Raw genomic sequence first — 16,237 nt, 5'->3', positions numbered from 1 at the left:
CGGGCCACGGTTCGTTTCCGGTCGGGGCAAGGAGGCAAGGAGGCAAGGAGGCAAGGAGGCAAGGAGGCAAGGAGGCAAGGAGGCAAGGAGGCAAGGAGGCAAGGAGGCAAGGAGGCAAGGAGGCAAGGAGGCAAGGAGGCAAGGAGGCAAGGGAACCGGACAGGCTAGCGAAGTGCCAACGCCAAAGACAGGCAGCAAGGCGGCTGACCGAAAGACACGAAGCAGGCACGCGGGAGAGACAGAGACGAGGTCAAGCGGGTGTGCTCACCGGCGAGAGGTGTCCGATGGGGTGGATTCGCTTCGGCGGGGGAGAAGAATCGCCGCTGAACTGGCGTGCGTGAGACCGGCTTGCCGATCCCACGCCGCGTCTCACGCAGCGGCGATTCTTCATAGGGGCCCCGCCGAAGCGAATCCACCCCATCGGACCCCGACCGCCCAACGCCGGCAAGCGGGAACCCTACTCCCGAACCTCAACCACCCGAGCAGCCCGAAACCCCCTCCTCCTCCCCCGACCCCCAACCCGCAACACCACCCCCAGAAACAACACCACAACCACACCCCCCACCAACCCGGCCACAGCCACCACACCCCCCACCTCATCCACCACAACCACCGGAGCAGCCACAGCATCAGGCGGCAACACCACGGACCCCTCGCCCGGAAGCTCCATCGTCACAGCAGCCAGCGGATCTACCATCCCCCACCCCAACGCCGGATCAGGCAGCCGCACCGCGGGATGACTAGCGGTGGCCAACAACCGAGCCTTCACCTCAGCAGCCGACAACCCGGGCCGGTAAGCCCGGACCAACGCCACAACCCCGGTCACGAACGGCGCCGAGTAACTCGTCCCGCTGCCAGTCCAATGCCCACCCCCACCAGGCCCCAACCCCACCACATCCACCCCGGGAGCCACCAACGACACGAACTGCCCGGTCTGCGAGAACTGCGCGTGCTTCCCGGCCTCGTCCACCGCCCCCACGGCGATCACCGACGGATACGCGGCCGGATAGGTCACCGACTCCCCTTGCTCAGCACTGTTGGCCGCCGACGCGACGACGACAACGTCCTTCTTCTCCGCGTACGCCACAGCATCCGCGAGTGCCGCGTTCCGCTCCGTCGTGCTCGCCGACACGTTGATCACTCGGGCCCCGCCGTCCACCGCGGCCCGGATTCCCGCCGCCATTCCCTCAGGCGTCAGCGCCCCGGCGACCGAGGGGTCGTCGGTGGTGGCACACCGGATCGGCAGAATGCGCACCCCCGGCGCGACCCCGACGTACCCGGTCCCCGACACCGCACGGGCCCCGATGATTCCCGCGACGAACGTCCCGTGCCCGAAGCAGTCGGTGTTCGCGGGTCCCGCCTGCGTGGTGTCCACACCCGGCAGGACCGCCCCCCGCAACTGCGGGATGGAGGCGTCGACGCCGGTGTCGACCACCGCGACGGTGATCCCGGTCCCGTCGGTCAGCGGCCATACCCGCTCCGGCGCGAGCTGGCGCTGTCCCCACGGTACCGACGGCTCCACCTTCGGCGGCGCGGGGAGGCACGGCTCGGGCTCCTGCGTGGTGGTGGGCGGGTTCTCCTGCGAGGTGGTGTCCTGCTGCGCGGACGCCGCCAGGGGGAACGCTGCCAGTGGGAACGCTGTCAGCAGCCCGGCCGCCAGCACCGCCGCCGCCCACCTCATGACGCCACCGCCGTGGCGGTCTCGCGCTGCCAGACCACCATCGAGGTCGTCAGCCGGGCCGCCACCTCCGGATCGTCGACCACCCGCAACCCGTTGCGGTGACGCCGTTCCAGCACCCCGTCCAGCTTCGCCAGCACGGCCAGGTCGCGCTCGTCAAGGTCGCTGGTGGTGGGCACCTCCCCCGGTGCCAGCTCGCGGTACAGCACCGCGACCCGCGGCGCCGCGACCTCCTTCTCCTCCTCCGACTCGTCCTCAGCGGTCCGCACCGCCAGCGCCTTGAACCGCGCCCCCGCCACGAACAGCGCCTCGTCCACCGGCCTGCCCAGCAGCAGCTCCGACGTCCGCCGCGCCGTGCTGGGCCAGATCAGCACATCGAGGTCGGCCCCGGGCAGCGTGACGTCCAGGTCGATCGACGCGGGCAGGAATCCCGGCTCGGTCAGCACCGTGCCCGGCGCGCTGCGGTGCTCCAGCGACTCGGCGACCATCCCCTGCCGCAGCACGGCCCGCCGCTGCGTCGGCAGTCGCCGGATGCCCGACATCAGACAGGCGACCTGTGCGTCCAGCTCGCCCGCCTGGCCTGCCTTCAACGCCGCGTTGAGCGACAGCGCGTCCCCGGCACCCTTGCCGAGGAACAGGCAGACAGCGACATAGTCCGCCTTCACCCCGGACGACTCGTCAACGCGCATCGCGGGCCAGGTCGCCATCGCGGCGTTGACGGTCGCCAGCGCCTCGGAGAAGTAGTCCCCGGCCGCGGTGGTGAAGCGCAGCTGCTCGGCCGCGGTGCTGGCCCGCGCGGGCACCTCCAGTGCCCGAATCGTCCGATCGGCACGCTCCACCGGGGCGGCGGGTGTGCCCGCGCGCTCGGAGACGGTGGAGACCGGCGCGCCCGAGGTGGTCATGACCGGTGGGGCGGACGTCGCCGTCCGGGGAAGGTCGGCGGGCATGGGCTCGGCCTCCTTCTCGGGCGTGGGAGGGATCTCCCGCTTCGGAGGAGCGGGGTCGGACGTGCCCTGGGCGGCGGGCGCGCTGGTCGTGCGCGGCGGCGCGGAGGTGGTCGCGACGACAGGTGTGGGAGCCTCGACCACGGGCGGCTCGACGGGTGGCGCTGTCACCGGCGGCGCTGTCACCGGCGGCGCTGTCACCGGCGGCGCTGTCACCGGCGGCGCTGTCACGGGAGGCTCGGTTGCCGGCTGCACGGGTGGGACCACCGGTGGCGGCGAGGCGGACACCACGGGCGGAAGCACAGGCGGCTCTGGCTTCTGCGGCGTGGACGTGGGCACCGGCGGCGGTGCGGAGGGGCGCGGCGGGGTCGTCGTGACGGGGGGCTGGGGAGCGTGGGCGCGCGGGGTGGGGTCGAGGGCGCGGGCGGCGTCGGCGTCGGCGGTGCCCGCCAAGCGGACGGTGACGGCCGCGCGCTGTTCGGCGGGCAGGTCGGCGAGGAGCTGTTCGGCCGCTTGCAGGGCGGGAAGGGCGATCACGCCGCCCGGCGCGCCCACGGTGAGCGTCCAGCCCGCCGGGTCGAATGGTGCGTCCACAAGAGACACATCCGCGTCGCCGGAGTGCAGGACGAGGCCAGAGGGGACCACCTCGGCGAGGACGCCGTCGCGGCGGTACGCGCGCGGGCCGCCGCGCTCCCAGCCGGGAGGGGCGGCGGCGATGTCCAGGACCTCCTGGGGCCCGCCGTCCGGGTCCTGCCGCAGCACCAGGGCGAACGGCCGGAAGAGCCGACCGCCCCTGCCGTCCGGCACCAGCGTCGACACCGCCCCGGACCGGGCCCGGACCTGCGTCCCAGCGCTGAACACCACCTCGCGCCCCAGCAGGCGGGCCAGCTCCGCGAGCCAGCCGGGCTCCAGCGCACCGGGCACGGCGGGCACGAGCATCACCGGGCGGTCCGGCAGGCCGCCGAGCACGTGGGCCACCGTCTCGGGAGCGGGCACGGCCGAGCCCACGACCACCTTCGGGAACCGCCGGTTCACGGGCACCCCGAACGCGCCGCCGCCGCTGGCCTCGCCGACCACCCAGCCGCCCGGCTCTCCCGGGACGTCGCCGACCACCAGACCGCATGGGACCCCGACCGTCCCGGCGACGTCCGCGGGCAGCCACGACTCCCATTCCGGCGCCGAGAACCGCGCGCCGTGGAACACCGGCTCGCGACCGGGTTCGCACCGGTACCACCCGGTGCCGCCCACCCCTGCCCCGGCGTACAGCTCCGCCCCCGGCACGACGGCGACCCCGCCGTCCGGCGCGACGACCTCCACGTCCAGTTCGTCGGCGATCCGCCGCACCCGCTCCGCGGAGGCCAGCCCGGCGACGGCGATCCACACCGACTCCGCCCGCGTCCCGCGCAGCCGCTGCACCAGCTCGTCCACCAGCGACGGCGACGCGTGCGCACCCGGCGTGGCCAGGACCAGCAGCTGGTGGGGCTCCACCGTCGCGACCGGCGCGCTGAGGCCGGGCTCGTCGCGAAGGCGGATCAGCAGGTGGCGGGGCTCGTGCGGTTCGGCGACCAGGGGGTCGGTGTCGCGCATCTGTCACTCCGTGGTCTGGCTCAGGTGGTCCGGCTCATACGGTCCGGCTCTGCGGTCGGGCTCAGGTGGCGGTCGGATCAGCGGGCGGTGGCCAGGTCGTCCTGGGTGAGCAGGGTGAGGTCGGCGGCGTTGGCGTCGGGGTCGCCTGCCAGGCGGGAAGCCTGGCGGTCGGTCATCCGCTCGAAGACCCGGCGGGCGGTGCGGCCGTTGCCGAAGGTGCCGTCCTTGGGGATCTCGTCGAAGTACTTGAGCAGGGCCGCGCCCGCGTCGTCGTCCAGGCGGTAGTCGTGCTTGGCGCACTGGGCGCGGACGATGGTGACCAGTTCGTCGGGGGTGTAGTTGGCGAACTCGATCGTGCGGCTGAAGCGGGACTCCATGCCGGGGTTGGCCGAGAGGAAGTCGGTCATCTCCTTGGAGTAGCCCGCCGCGATGACGACGATGTCCTCGCGGTGGTCCTCCATCAGCTTGACCAGCGTGTCGATCGCCTCGCGCCCGAAGTCGGGGCCGGTGCCGCCGCGGCTGCTGGAGAGCGTGTAGGCCTCATCGATGAAGAACACGCCGCCCATCGCGGACTCGAATGCCTCGGTGGTCTTGATGGCCGTGCCGCCGATGATCTGGGCGACCAGGTCGGCGCGCGCGACCTCGACCAGGTGGCCTTTGCGCAGCACGCCCAGCTCGGCCAGGATCTCGCCGTAGAGCCGGGCGACGGTGGTCTTGCCGGTGCCCGGCGCCCCGGCGAAGACCAGGTGCCTGGCCATCGGCGGCGCGGAAAGCCCGGCGTCCTGGCGGCGCTTGGCCATCTTGTTGAGGTTGATCAGCGACGTCACCTCGGCCTTCACCCCGGCCAGGCCGACGAGGTTCTCCAGCTCCACCAGCGGGTCCGAGCCGCGCGCCGGGCGGGCGGGGGCCGGGGCGGGCGCGGCGGGGGCCGGACTGCCCGCGGAGGTGCCGAAGGCGTCGGGGGCGAGGTTGCCACTGGTGATCAGGTCCAGCACCTCGATCGCGGTGCCCGGCCGGGTCTGCCGGACGCCGCTGCCGTGGTTGTCGCGCACGGTGCACCCGGCGACGCGCACGGACTCCTCGGTCTCGATGCGGATGCCGTCCGCGCCGCCGCCGGAGAACTCCGAGCCGGTGGCGGTGCCCGATGAGCCCTCGGCGAACAGGCAGCCCATGCCCGCGCTGCCCTGCACCCGGCAGCCGACGAGCGAGAGGTCCGCGCCGCTGCCCGCGTGCACGCCGTCGCCGCCCGCGCCGTCGATGGCCGCCTCGGACAGCGCCAGCGCCGCGGCGGCGACGCTCACCCCGGCCCCCGACGGCCGCCGCACGCTGAGCCCGGTCACCGTCGGGCGCGCGCCGCCGGTGACCGCGAGGCCGGTGGTCCCGCCGTCGACCTCGACGTTCTCCAGCGTCCCGCGCGCCCCGCCGGTCACCTCGATGGCGTCGCCGTCGCAGCCCAGCACGCGCAGCCTGCGCAGCAGCGGGTCGGCGCCCTCGTCCACGCGCACCCCGGCGCCGGTGCACCCGGACACGGCGACCTGGTCGAACTCGGTGGTGCCGCGCTCGGTCACCACGATCCCGAAACCGTCCACATCGGATACCGAGCTGCCGCTGACGGTACCGCCGCAGCGCCCGCCGAAGTGCATTCCGCGCCCGCGCGCGCCGTTGACCCTGACCCCGCGCAGCACCGGCGCGCAGCCCTCGGCCACGAACACGCCCTCTCCCGAGGAGCGCTCGACCGCGCAGTCCTCCAGCAGCACCCGGTCTTTCGTGGCGAGGTAGAAGCCGATGGCGGGCACATCGCTCACGGTCAGGCGCACGGCGGAGAGCCCGGCGTGCTGCTCGACGGCGACGGCGGGCTTACCGGTCCCGCTGACGGCGGTGTCCTCGACGGTCAGCCTGCCCCGGCCGTTGAGGCAGATGCCGTTGCCCGCGGCCCCGCGCACCGCGCACGAGCGCAGCGCCAGGTTGCCGTCGTCGGCGACGACCACCGCGGAGGTGCCCAGGTCGGTCAGCGCGCAGCCGTCGAGCACGCCGCCGTTGGGCGCGGTCACCACGACGCCCGCGCCGACGGTGTTGCGCACCTCGCAGTCGCGCATGAGGACGGTGCCGCGGTCGCGCGCGAACACCGCCGCCCACGCCGCGGCGCGCACCTCGCACTCGGTGATGCTCAGCTGTCCCTGGGCGACGAGCACGGCCGGGTTGTCGGCGTCGTCGGAGACGATGGTCAGGCCCGAGAGCGCGGCCGAGTCCGTCGACATCGTCACCGCCGGGCCGCTGACGGCGATCAGCTGCACGGTGCCGGGCCCGTTCTCGGCGGTGATGGTGACCGGTTTGGTCAGCACCAGGCTCTCCCGGTAGCGGCCGGGCCCCACCACGATCAGCGCCCCGACCGACGCGCCCGCGACGGCGTCGCCGATGGTGCGCCGCCCCTGCCCGGGGTCCTGCGAGATGACGATGACGTCCTTGCTCACGGTCGCGACTCCTCCGCTATCGCCTGCCTGCCCCGCATCACGCGCCGACCAGCTCCGCGCCGAGGCCGGACGTCGCCAGCCCGTGCCGCGTGCGGCAGCCCGCCTTCGCGAACAACCTGGTGAGGTGCTTCTCCACGGTCTTGGCGCTGACCCGCAGCGCGACCGCGATCTGCCGGTTCGTCTTGCCGGAACGGATCAGCTCCACGATCCGCAGCTCCACATCCGACATCTCCAGCGCGCCCGCCCGCTCGGCCGCCCGGCTCCGCCGGGCCGGGACCTCGACGCCGCGCCCGGCCATCGTGCGCTTGGCTGTGGAGACAAGCTTGACCGCGCCCATGGCGCTGGCCAGCTCGTAGGCCTCGGAGAGCCACGGCCGCGGCTCGGCGCTGATCCTGGCCAGCCCCAGGCAGGTGACGGCCAGCTCGAAGCGGTCGCCGCGGGCGCGGATCACCCGCTCGGCGGCGCGCACGCACGCCGGGTCGGCCTCCACGAGGCCGCGCACGAGCAGGCCGGTGCCCGAGGTGCGCCCGCAGCGGGACTCGGTCTCGCGCTGCACGGCACGCGCGCCGTAGGTGTCGGTGGCGACGGCGGCCAGGCGGGTCAGCAGCCGGGCGGCGCCGGGCTCCTCCAACCGGGCGCGGTGCTCGGTGTACCACTTCCAGCCGTGGGTGAAGGCGTCCTCGCCCGCGTGCCCGCGCAGGCCGGTGGCGACCCAGCCGCGCAGCCCGGGGAACGGGGTGTCCTCGCCGACGGCGGCCAGCCAGGACGCGGCTTGGCGGTCCTCGCCGCGCCAGCCGCAGATCTCGGCGGCGAGCAGCCGGGCGGCGTCGGTGATCGGCAGCTCGGGGTGGCGCAGTTCGAGGTCGCGGGCCGCGCTGAGGGCGCCCGCCCAGTCCCCGTCGGCGTAGCCGGCGCGCACGCGGTGGTAGGCGGCGACGGGGCCGTCGGCGGGCAGCCGGTAGAGCGGGCCGAGGACGGAGCGCAGCACGGGGACGAGGTCGTGGGTGTCCTCGGTGCTGTCGGCGGGGGCGGCGCGGCGGCCCAGCGGGCGCAGGGCGGCGGCGACGTCGGCGGCGCTGATGGCCGCGACGCCGCCGCGGCGGGAGAACCAGCGGCGGGTGAGGTCGGTCGCGGCGCCATCGAGCGCGGACCGCGCGGCGGCGGGGATGGGGCGGCCGAGGTGCAGGGCGGCGAGCGCGGCCCCGGCGGCGAGTTCCTCGCGGCTGCCGTCGCGGGCGGCGTCGGCGGTGAAGGCGGCCAGGCCCGCGTAGTCCGCGGTGGAGATCAGGTGCCGGATGGTCTCGGAGCACTCCACACCGGCCCGGTCGGCCGTGCCGACGGCGAACGGCGAGCCGGTGGCGCGCGGGCGAGCGGCGCCGACGGCGGCGACCGAGCGGGCCAGGGCGTCCGCGTCGGCCGCGACCGCGCCCAGGGCGGGGACCGGGCAGCTCAGGCGGCCGTGCTCATCGTGGGCGAGCGCGCCCGCGGTGACGAGCCGGTCCACGGCGTTGCCCCAGACGTGCGGGGCGTGGCCGGTGGCGGCGGCGAGGGCGGGGATGTCATCGATGCCGATGCCGGGCGCGTCCGCGGCCAGCCGCACCAGCAGGCGGCCGACCTCGCCGAGCGCATCGACCTCGGCGAGTAGGCGGTGCCCGGCGGGCAGTGCGACGGCGGCGCGCAGGGCCAGCACGCCGTGCACCTTCGCCAGGCCGCCCGCGGCCTTCAGAGTCTCCACTGTGGACACCAGCGTGCCGGGGTTGCCGTAGAGGGCGCCGAGGCCGGTGCGCAGGGCGCCGACGGCGGCGTCGTCGACGGGAGCGGCGGCGACCTGGCGGAGCAGGCGGCCCGCGTCGTCGTCCTCCAGCGGCGTGAGGTCGACCACCACATCGGCCAGCACGGACAGTTCCGGGGCACGGACGGCGCAGGCGATGGCGGCGTGCCCGGCGCGGTGGACCGGGACGAGCGCGGCGGCGGGCAGGTCGTCGGCGGCGTCGAAGACGACCACGAGCCGGGTGCGCTCGCGGAGCCTGCCGAGCAGCGCGGCGAGCGCGCCGAGGAGCCGGTGCCTGCGCGCCGGGGTGGCGTAGGAGGCGGGGACGCACAGCGCGCCGACCGCCTCGACGGCCTCGGCCAGGCGCGGCACCCCGCTGAAGGACTCGAAGCCCGCCCGCACCGCGGCCAGCAGCGGACCTGCGCGGAACTCGTCCCACGCCGCGCCGGGGCCCAGCTCGACGGCGGGCTCCCCGGTCTCGGCCAGGTGCCGCCGGACCAGGGTGGTCTTGCCGCTGCCCGCCGGTCCCCGCACCAGCGCGGGGCCGGCGCCGCGCCCGCGCAGCCGGTCGAGTCCGGCCCGCTGGCCCGCGAGCTCCTGGCGCTGACCCTTCATCGTGGCGTCCCCCGCTTCACGGACCTGGATGGCTGGGTGATCAGGAGAAGCGTGTCGCGCGGGGCCGTCCCGGGTCTCTGGGGACGACCCTCCCGGGGGTGGGGGCAGTCCCGATCGTCACCGGGGGTTCCCCACCCGGGACGTAGGGTTATCCCCCGATCCGGGCGCGACAGCGGTCCCGTGGTCCCGGGTGGCCGAGCGGTTCAACCACGGGGGTCGCGCGCATGGGACAGGACGTGCTGGACGGCGAGGTCGCGGCGGGGCGACCGTTCGTGCTGGTCACCGGCCCGTCAGGAGTGGGGCGGACCACCGCGCTCGCCCACGCGGGCGACCGCGCGGGGCGGTCGGGGCGCCCGGTGGCGGCGGTCAGCTGCACCGCGCGCGGGGACGTGCTGCCGGTGCGGTTCACCCTCGGCGACGGCCCGCTGCGGCTGCCGGAGCGGGCCGGTCCGCCGTTCGGCCCGGTGCCGGGCGCGGCCGACGACGCCGACCTGGCGCGCCGGGCGGCCACCGCGGTGGCGGCCCGCATCCCGGCGGGCGGCGTGCTGCTGATCGATGACGCGCACCTGCTCGACCCCGACTCGGTGGCCGTGCTGCACGCGCTGGTGCTGGTACTCGGCTCGGACGGCCCGGCGGGCAGGAGCTGCGTGTGCACAGCCAGGGTGCTGCCGCCTCGGCTGGCCGCCGTGGTCGCCGATCTGCGCGGGGCAGGCCTGGTCGCCGACGTCCGGCTGGCCCCGATGTCGTGCCCCGAGGTCGAGCGCGAGCTGACCGCCGCGCTGGGAGCCACCCCGGAGCCCGCGCTCACCGCCCGGGTCCGCGCGCTGGGCCGAGGGCTTCCCGCCGCGCGGCGCGACGCGGTCGAGGCACTGCGCGGCGCGGTCGAGGTGCTCGACCGCCGGGCATACCTGGTGCGCCCGCACGCCCCGGTCGAGCCCGACCCGGACGGCGCTCTGGTCGCCGCGGTCAGGGCGCTCGGCGAGGACTGCTGGTCGGCGGCGAAGGCGATGGCCGTGCTGGCGCCCCTGGGCGCGGCGGCGCCCCGGCTGCTCGGCGCGGCGCTCGGGGTCGCCGAGGACGTCGCGGGCGGGCTGCTCGACGGGCTCAGGACGGCCGGGGTGCTGCACCGGGGCAGGCGCGGAGCGTCGTGGCGGTTCACCGTTCCACTGGTCGAGGCCGCGCTGGTCGCCGCGCTCGGCCCGTTCGAGCGCAGGCGCCTGTCGGCGCTCGCGGTGACCGCGGTGTGGTCCGGCGAGGCGAGCTGCCAGGACCCGCACCGCGTCGCCGACCGGATCGCCGACGCGGGCTTCCTCCTCGACCGCGACCGCGCGGTCCGCGCGCTGCTGGAGCACGCCGCCACCGCGCCGGGCGAGCGGTCCCTGCGCTGGCTGACCGCCGCCGCCGCGCTGGCCGGCGACGACGCCGAGCGCGCCGACATCCGGTTCCGCCACGTCGTGGCGTGCGCGGCCGGGGCAGACCGCGCCCGCACCCTCTCCGCCGCCCGGCTCCTGCTCGACGAGCACGCCGGCCACCTGACCGCCGACGCCGTCCAGGAAGTCCGCGCGATCACCGCCGATGCGGTGGACGACCACGCCGCCCTCACCGACCTGGCGACCACGGGCGACCCGGTCACCCGGGCGCGCGCACTGCTGCGCCTCAACCGCTTCCGCGACGTCCGCGCGCTCCTGCTGGCCGACGAGTCGTGGCGGACGGACAACGCGGTCTCCGCGATGCTCGGTGAGCGCACCCTGGCCCTGGCCGAGCTGTGGACGGGCTCGCCCGACCGCTTCGCCGCCCTGACCGCTCCCGCACCCGGCAGGCACCTGCTCGCCCACGTCACCACCCGCGTCGAAGCCCTCCTCACCCTCGGCGAAGCCGAGGAGGCCCACCGGACCGCGGCCGAGGCGGACCTCGCCGAGACCGCCCTGCCCGAGCACGTCCGCGCCCTGCTCGCCGCCGCCCGCGGCGACGCCGCGACCGCGATCGACCTGACCCGCCGCGCGGTTGCTCTCGGCACCCGCCACCCCGCCGCGATCGCCGCGGCGGCGGCGCTGCTGACCGCCCGCGGCGAACTCCCCGCCGCCCGGCAGCTGATCGCCTCCGGCAGGGACGTCCCCGCCGCGCTGCCGCACCTGCTCGACATCGCCGAAGCCCGGCTCGACCGTGCCCACGGCGACGACGACGCCGCCCGCGCCCGACTCCTGCGCCGCGCCGAGGACGACCTGGCGGCGGGCATGGACCTGCTGCACAGCGAGCTGATCGATCTCGCCGTCGCCCGCGGCGACCGCCCCGAGGCCGAGCGCTCGCTGGCCGCCCTGCAGGCCCTCCCCCGCACCAGCCGCGCCGACCTGCTCACCCATCTCGCCCGCGCCACCGTGGACAAGGACCACGAGGCCGCGCTGGCCTGCGAGCGCGCCGCCCGCCGCAGCGCCGACCCCCTGGAGCGGGCGACCACCTTCACCCGCCTGGTCGAGCACGCCCCCCACCTGCTCCCCGAGGCCTACGCGGCCTTGAGCGGCCTGGACGCCCTCCTGCACCGCGCCTGGACGAGGAACCTGATGCGCGACCACGCCATCCCCGTTCCTGGACGCCAGGAGTGCGTCGCCGAGAACGAACACCTCTTGGCCGTCCTCGCTGCGGGCGGACTGACCAACAAGCAACTGGCCGCCGCGCTGCGCACCAGCGACAAGAGCGTGGAAGGCCGCCTGTCCCGCCTCTTCACCCGGACCGGCTACCGCTCCCGCATCGAACTCTCCACCGCGATCCTCAAGGGCGATTACCGGCCGGGGAGCTAGCGCCCTCGCAGGTGGTCCCGCAGCCGCCGCGCCACCCACGCCATCTGCGCCTCGGCCCCCGGCTGCACCACCGCGGGCACCCACGACTCGGTCAGCGCCACCACGCCGAACGCCTGGCCGTCGGCGTGCTCCACCACGCCCACCTCGTGCCGCAGGTTCAGCAGCGTCCCCGTCTTCGACGACCACCGGGCCGAGTCCGTGGCGAAGTCCGGGGCCAGCCGCTGGCGCAGCAGGTTCTCCCCCATCAGCTCCCGCACCCGCCCGGCCACCCCGGCATCCACAGTGGAGGGACGCCAGACCGCGTGCAGCAGGTCGGCCAGCGCCCGCGCCGATCCCGAGTTGGCCCGGCTGACGTCCAGCTGCGACACCGGGTGCCCGCCGCCGGAGGTGGCCGCGTCGATCGCCAGTCGCTGCGCCAGGTGCGCGTCCTCGGCGGAGAAACGCGCAGCGGGGGTGGCCGCCAGATCGCGCATCAGGTGCCGGACGGTGATCCCGTCGTGGCCCAGCCGCCGGAGTTCGGCGGTCACCCGGGCGGGCGGGGTCAGGGCGAAGAGGGTGTCGGCGGCGACGTTGTCGCTGATGGCCATGCTCAGGTGCAGCAGGTCGTCCACGGCGACGGTCGCCGGGTGCCGGAACTTGCTCAGCCCGGTCGGCCCCGGGCCGGTGACCTGCTCAGGGCGGATCGTGACCGGCAGCGCCGGATCGATCTCGCCGCGGGCCACCCGCTCCAGCGTGGCGACCGCCAGCGGCACCTTCACCAGCGACGCGATCGGGTACTCCTCGTCCGGGTCGATCCCGATCTCCTCGCCGGTGTCCAGGTCGCGCACCAGGAACGACCCGCGCAGGCCCGCGTCCTCCAGCGCCGCCCGCGCCTGGCGCAGCACGCTCACCGGCCCGCCCCGCCCAGGCAGCGGCCGACCAGCGGCGCGGGCAGGGACCGGACGCGGTTCGCGTCCTCGCGCAGCCGGGCGGTGACGGCGTAGCCGCGCGCCAGGTCCTCCTCGCCCACCGGCCGCCAGTGCAGGCCCAGGTCGTCGGCCTGCTCCGGGGAGCACAGCACCAGGTCATCGGCGCCGTAGCAGCCCGCGGCCGCCACCACCACCGACGCGGCCACCGCCACCTGGGCCGGTCGCAGGCCCACCGCGGCCCCGAGCCGGGTCAGCCGGTCGCGCACGTGCGGCACGTCGTCTTCCGGCTGCACCCAGACGCGGCGGCCGCGGGCGCTCCGCTCGGCGCGGCCGGCGCGCAGGGTGTCCAGGTAGAGCGCGCCGACGTCGCCGGGGTCGGCGCGGCAGGCCAGGCCCAGCGGCACCCGCCAGGCGCCGTCGCCGGGCGGGACCGCGACGAGGGCGGCACGCGCCTCGCCGCCGCGGGCCAGCTCGGCGCGCTCGGCCGGGCCCGCCGGGCGCGGGTCGATGTCCAGGTCGTGGGCGCGGGCCCCGGCGACGAGCCGGGCCAGGGCGCTCGGCGCGCACACCTCGGGCACGGCCAGGCGGAAGGGCCGCAGCCGGGCGCGCTCGGCGTCGTCGCGCAGGGCGTCGGCCAGCTCCACCAGCCGGCGCACCGAGGGCAGCATCTCCTGCCCGAACGGGGTCAGCGCGACGCTGCGCGAGGTGCGGGTCAGCAGCTTCGCGCCGAAGTGCTCCTCCAGCGCGGCCACCCGCCTGCTGGCCACCGACTGGGGGATGCGCGCCGCCGCCGCGCCCGCGGTGAAGCTGCCGTGCCCACTGACGGCGACGAAGGCCTTGCAGGCGGCGAGGACGTCCACCATCCGATTCTATGCCGATCCAGCATTGATCATGCCTGTTCTGTCTTGGACAGCATCGACAACCGCTGCCAGGCTCGGACGTGCCACCAACCGGAGCACGGCGGGGGAACACAGATGGACGTGACGATCGGCAGGCGCGGGTTCCTGGGCGCCACGGCGGCAGGGGTCGCGGTCACCGCGCTGCCCGCCACGGCAGCGGCGCACGGGGGCAGTACCGGGGGCAGCACCGGGGGCAGAACCGGGGGCGCGGTGTTCCGCTGGCTGGGCTGCGCGGGCTGGCGCGTCGACATCGGCGCGACCACCGTGCTGGTCGACCCGTTCCTCAGCCGCTTCAGCACCGGCCTGTTCAGCCCGCCGTTCAACCCCGCGACCCCGCTGACCGTCGACGAGGAGCGCATCGCCGACCTCCCCGGCGACCCGGCCTCGATCCTGGTGACCCACACCCACTGGGACCACTTCGCCGACGTCCCGCACCTCGCCGCCGCCTCGGGCGCCCGGGTGTTCGGCACCTTGACCACCTACCACGTCGGCCAGGCGTTCGGCCTGCCCGAGGCACAGCTCAGCCCGGTCAAGGGCGGCGAGGTGCTGGACTTCGGCGACCACACCGTCGAGGTGGTGGCCGCGCTGCACAGCCGCAACGCGGGCTACTCGATGGCCTTCCCCGGGGTGCGGCACGCGGTGCCGCCGCGGCCCGCGACGATCGCGGACCTGCCCGAGGGCGACACGCTCGCCTACCTGCTGCGCGTGCGCGGCGGTCCGTCGGTGTTCTTCATGGGCGCCAGCGACTTCGTGGAGCGCGACCTCGCCGGCCTGGCCCCGGACGTCGCCATGGTCGCGGTGCCCTCGACCGACGCCACCGCCGACTACGCGCCCCGCCTGCTCGCCGCGCTCGACCACCCGAGGACGGTGGTGCCGGTGCACTGGGACGACTTCGAGACCGAGCTGCGCAACCCGCCCCCGGTGGTCCCGCGCGACCGCGAGCGCCTGGACGCCTTCGTCCGCGCGGTCCGCGCCGCGTCCCCGCGCACCCGCGTGCTGCTGCCCGAGTACCTCACGCCCTACCGGTTCGGCGCCCGATGACCAGCCGACGCGCCTTCCTCGGCGGCCTCGCGCTCCTGCCCCTCGCCGCCTGTGCGGCCCCGACCACCCCGCCCACGACCAGTTCCGTCCCCACCACCCTGCCCACCACAGCCGACCCCACGACGCCGCGGCTCCTGCCCACCGAGCCGTTGCGGGCCTTGGAGCGGAAGTTCGACGCGCGACTGGGCGTCTACGCCGTCGACACCGCCACCGGCGCCACCCTGGCCCACCGCGCCGACGAGCGCTTCGCCTTCTGCTCGACCTTCAAGGCCCTCGCCGCCGCGGCCGTCCTCCGCGGCAATCCGCTGTCGCGTTTGGACACCGTCGTGCGCTACACCGAGGCCGACCTCATGGCCAGCTCGTTCATCACCAAGGACAACGTCGAGACCGGCATGACGATCCGCGCCCTCTGCGACGCGGCCGTGCGCTTCAGCGACGGGACCGCGGGCAACCTGCTGCTGCGCGAGATCGGCGGCCCGGCCGCGCTGACCGCCTTCACCCGCTCCCTCGGCGACCGCACCACCCGCATGGACCGCTGGGAGCCCGACATCACCTCGGCCGTCCCCGGCGACCCGCGCGACACCAGCACCCCGCGCGCCCTCGGCAGCACCTTCCGGGACGTGCTCATCGGGGACGCGCTGCCCGAGGACAAGCGCGCCCTGCTGCGCGGGCTCATGGAGCGCAACACCACCGGGGACCGCCGCATCCGCGCGGGGGCCAACGGCTGGCGGGTCGCCGACAAGACCGGCACCGGCAGCCACGGGACCGCCAACGACATCGGGGTCGTCTGGCCGCCCGGCGGCGCGCCGCTGCTGGTCGCGATCATGTCCAGCCGCTCCGCCCGGGACGCCGACCACGACGAGGCCCTCATCGCCGAAGCGGCGGGCCACGCCATCACCGCGCTGGCGTGATCACGGCGTGGGCCACGCGCGCAGGGCGGCGTCGAGCGCGTCGAGGGCGCGGGTCCACGACGCGCGGGCGTGCGGCTCGCTGTGGGCGAAGGAGCCCGACGCCGACAGGTCGAGGAAGCCGTGGACGGTCGCGCCGACGAAGCGCACCGCGTGGGTGGTCTCCGGCTCGGCCAGGCCGTAGCCGCGCAGGACGGCGCGGGTGAGGGCGGCGTGGCGGGGGCCCGCGCTCGCGGCGGCGGTGGCCGGGTCCAGGCGGTGGCGGGTCGCGGCGTAGCGGCCGGGGTGCGCCTCGGCGTACTCGCGGTAGGCGTCGGCGAGGGCGGCGAGCGCGTCGCGGCCCGCCCGGCCCGCGACCGCGTCGGCCGCCCGGTCGGCCAGCTCGTCCAGGGCGAGCAGGGCGACCCGCGTCCTGAGGTCGCCGGTGCCGCCGACGTGGGAGTACAGGCTCGCGGCGGCCACCCCGAACCGCTTGGCCAGCGCGGCCACCGTGACCTGGCCGAACCCGGCTTCGTCGGCCAGCTCGGCCCCGGCGGCGACCAGCTTGTCGGCGGTCAGCCCGGCACGCGGCATCCGATACCTCCACTCATTAAGCATTTGCCTAATACTCATAGGTTACC

10 protein-coding genes are annotated in these 16,237 nt (G+C 75.7%); 3 read left to right on the top strand and 7 right to left on the bottom strand.

What is annotated here, in order from left to right; translation table 11 throughout:
- Positions 1-457: 457 nt before the first annotated feature.
- The 4 genes from mycP to ACFPM7_RS29155 all read right to left on the bottom strand — a co-directional run bounded on the left by mycP (position 458) and on the right by ACFPM7_RS29155 (position 9,066).
- Positions 458-1,681, bottom strand: coding sequence for a type VII secretion-associated serine protease mycosin (mycP, locus tag ACFPM7_RS29170; protein ID WP_378251049.1), 1,224 nt, complete (start codon positions 1,679-1,681; stop codon positions 458-460).
- A complete protein-coding gene (locus ACFPM7_RS29165; RefSeq protein WP_378251048.1) occupies positions 1,678-4,209 on the bottom strand; it encodes a hypothetical protein in 2,532 nt (843 codons plus the stop codon). Before ACFPM7_RS29165 ends, mycP begins: the two co-directional genes overlap by 4 nt.
- A 77-nt stretch (positions 4,210-4,286) precedes the next feature.
- Positions 4,287-6,680: a right-handed parallel beta-helix repeat-containing protein gene (locus ACFPM7_RS29160; RefSeq protein ID WP_378251047.1), complete on the bottom strand. Its 2,394-nt coding sequence runs from the start codon at positions 6,678-6,680 to the stop codon at positions 4,287-4,289.
- Between the two features lie 37 nt (positions 6,681-6,717).
- Positions 6,718-9,066 (bottom strand): helix-turn-helix transcriptional regulator, encoded by a 2,349-nt coding sequence (locus ACFPM7_RS29155; RefSeq protein ID WP_378251046.1) that lies wholly within the window; start codon positions 9,064-9,066, stop codon positions 6,718-6,720.
- A gap of 224 nt (positions 9,067-9,290) precedes the next feature.
- On the opposite strand from ACFPM7_RS29155, the gene ACFPM7_RS29150 reads away from it, so the two are divergent.
- Positions 9,291-11,861 carry an AAA family ATPase gene (locus ACFPM7_RS29150; protein WP_378251045.1) on the top strand — a complete coding sequence of 857 codons (2,571 nt, stop codon included), beginning with the start codon at positions 9,291-9,293 and terminating at the stop codon, positions 11,859-11,861.
- Here the strand turns inward: ACFPM7_RS29150 and ACFPM7_RS29145 are convergent.
- Positions 11,858-12,751 (bottom strand): serine hydrolase, encoded by an 894-nt coding sequence (locus ACFPM7_RS29145; protein ID WP_378251044.1) that lies wholly within the window; start codon positions 12,749-12,751, stop codon positions 11,858-11,860. The two genes, ACFPM7_RS29150 and ACFPM7_RS29145, sit on opposite strands and share 4 nt — an antisense overlap.
- Positions 12,748-13,632 carry a LysR family transcriptional regulator gene (locus ACFPM7_RS29140; protein ID WP_378251043.1) on the bottom strand — a complete coding sequence of 295 codons (885 nt, stop codon included), beginning with the start codon at positions 13,630-13,632 and terminating at the stop codon, positions 12,748-12,750. The genes ACFPM7_RS29145 and ACFPM7_RS29140 overlap by 4 nt, the downstream gene beginning before the upstream one ends.
- Positions 13,633-13,743: 111 nt before the next feature.
- Here ACFPM7_RS29140 and ACFPM7_RS29135 point away from each other — a divergent pair, with 111 nt between their 5' ends.
- Positions 13,744-14,709, top strand: a complete 966-nt coding sequence (locus ACFPM7_RS29135; RefSeq protein ID WP_378251042.1) for an MBL fold metallo-hydrolase — start codon at positions 13,744-13,746, stop codon at positions 14,707-14,709.
- Positions 14,706-15,620, top strand: coding sequence for a class A beta-lactamase (gene bla, locus ACFPM7_RS29130; RefSeq protein WP_378251041.1), 915 nt, complete (start codon positions 14,706-14,708; stop codon positions 15,618-15,620). Before ACFPM7_RS29135 ends, bla begins: the two co-directional genes overlap by 4 nt.
- Here bla and ACFPM7_RS29125 read toward each other — a convergent pair whose 3' ends face one another.
- Entirely contained in the window at positions 15,621-16,190 is a 570-nt protein-coding gene (locus ACFPM7_RS29125) for a TetR/AcrR family transcriptional regulator (protein WP_378251040.1), read from the bottom strand.
- Between the last annotated feature and the right edge of the window lie 47 nt (positions 16,191-16,237).

It is taken from the genome of Actinokineospora guangxiensis (assembly GCF_042657845.1).
GTDB lineage: Bacteria > Actinomycetota > Actinomycetes > Mycobacteriales > Pseudonocardiaceae > Actinokineospora > Actinokineospora guangxiensis.
This window is presented reverse-complemented; position numbering and strand designations above follow the sequence as displayed.

Coding starts and splice junctions, on each gene's coding strand:
- ACFPM7_RS29140 (WP_378251043.1), bottom strand. CDS start 13,632: ATGGTGGACGTCCTCGCCGCCTGCAAGGCCTTCGTCGCCGTCAGTGGG.
- bla (WP_378251041.1), top strand. CDS start 14,706: ATGACCAGCCGACGCGCCTTCCTCGGCGGCCTCGCGCTCCTGCCCCTC.
- ACFPM7_RS29165 (WP_378251048.1), bottom strand. CDS start 4,209: ATGCGCGACACCGACCCCCTGGTCGCCGAACCGCACGAGCCCCGCCAC.
- ACFPM7_RS29125 (WP_378251040.1), bottom strand. CDS start 16,190: ATGCCGCGTGCCGGGCTGACCGCCGACAAGCTGGTCGCCGCCGGGGCC.
- ACFPM7_RS29135 (WP_378251042.1), top strand. CDS start 13,744: ATGGACGTGACGATCGGCAGGCGCGGGTTCCTGGGCGCCACGGCGGCA.
- ACFPM7_RS29150 (WP_378251045.1), top strand. CDS start 9,291: ATGGGACAGGACGTGCTGGACGGCGAGGTCGCGGCGGGGCGACCGTTC.
- ACFPM7_RS29155 (WP_378251046.1), bottom strand. CDS start 9,066: ATGAAGGGTCAGCGCCAGGAGCTCGCGGGCCAGCGGGCCGGACTCGAC.
- mycP (WP_378251049.1), bottom strand. CDS start 1,681: ATGAGGTGGGCGGCGGCGGTGCTGGCGGCCGGGCTGCTGACAGCGTTC.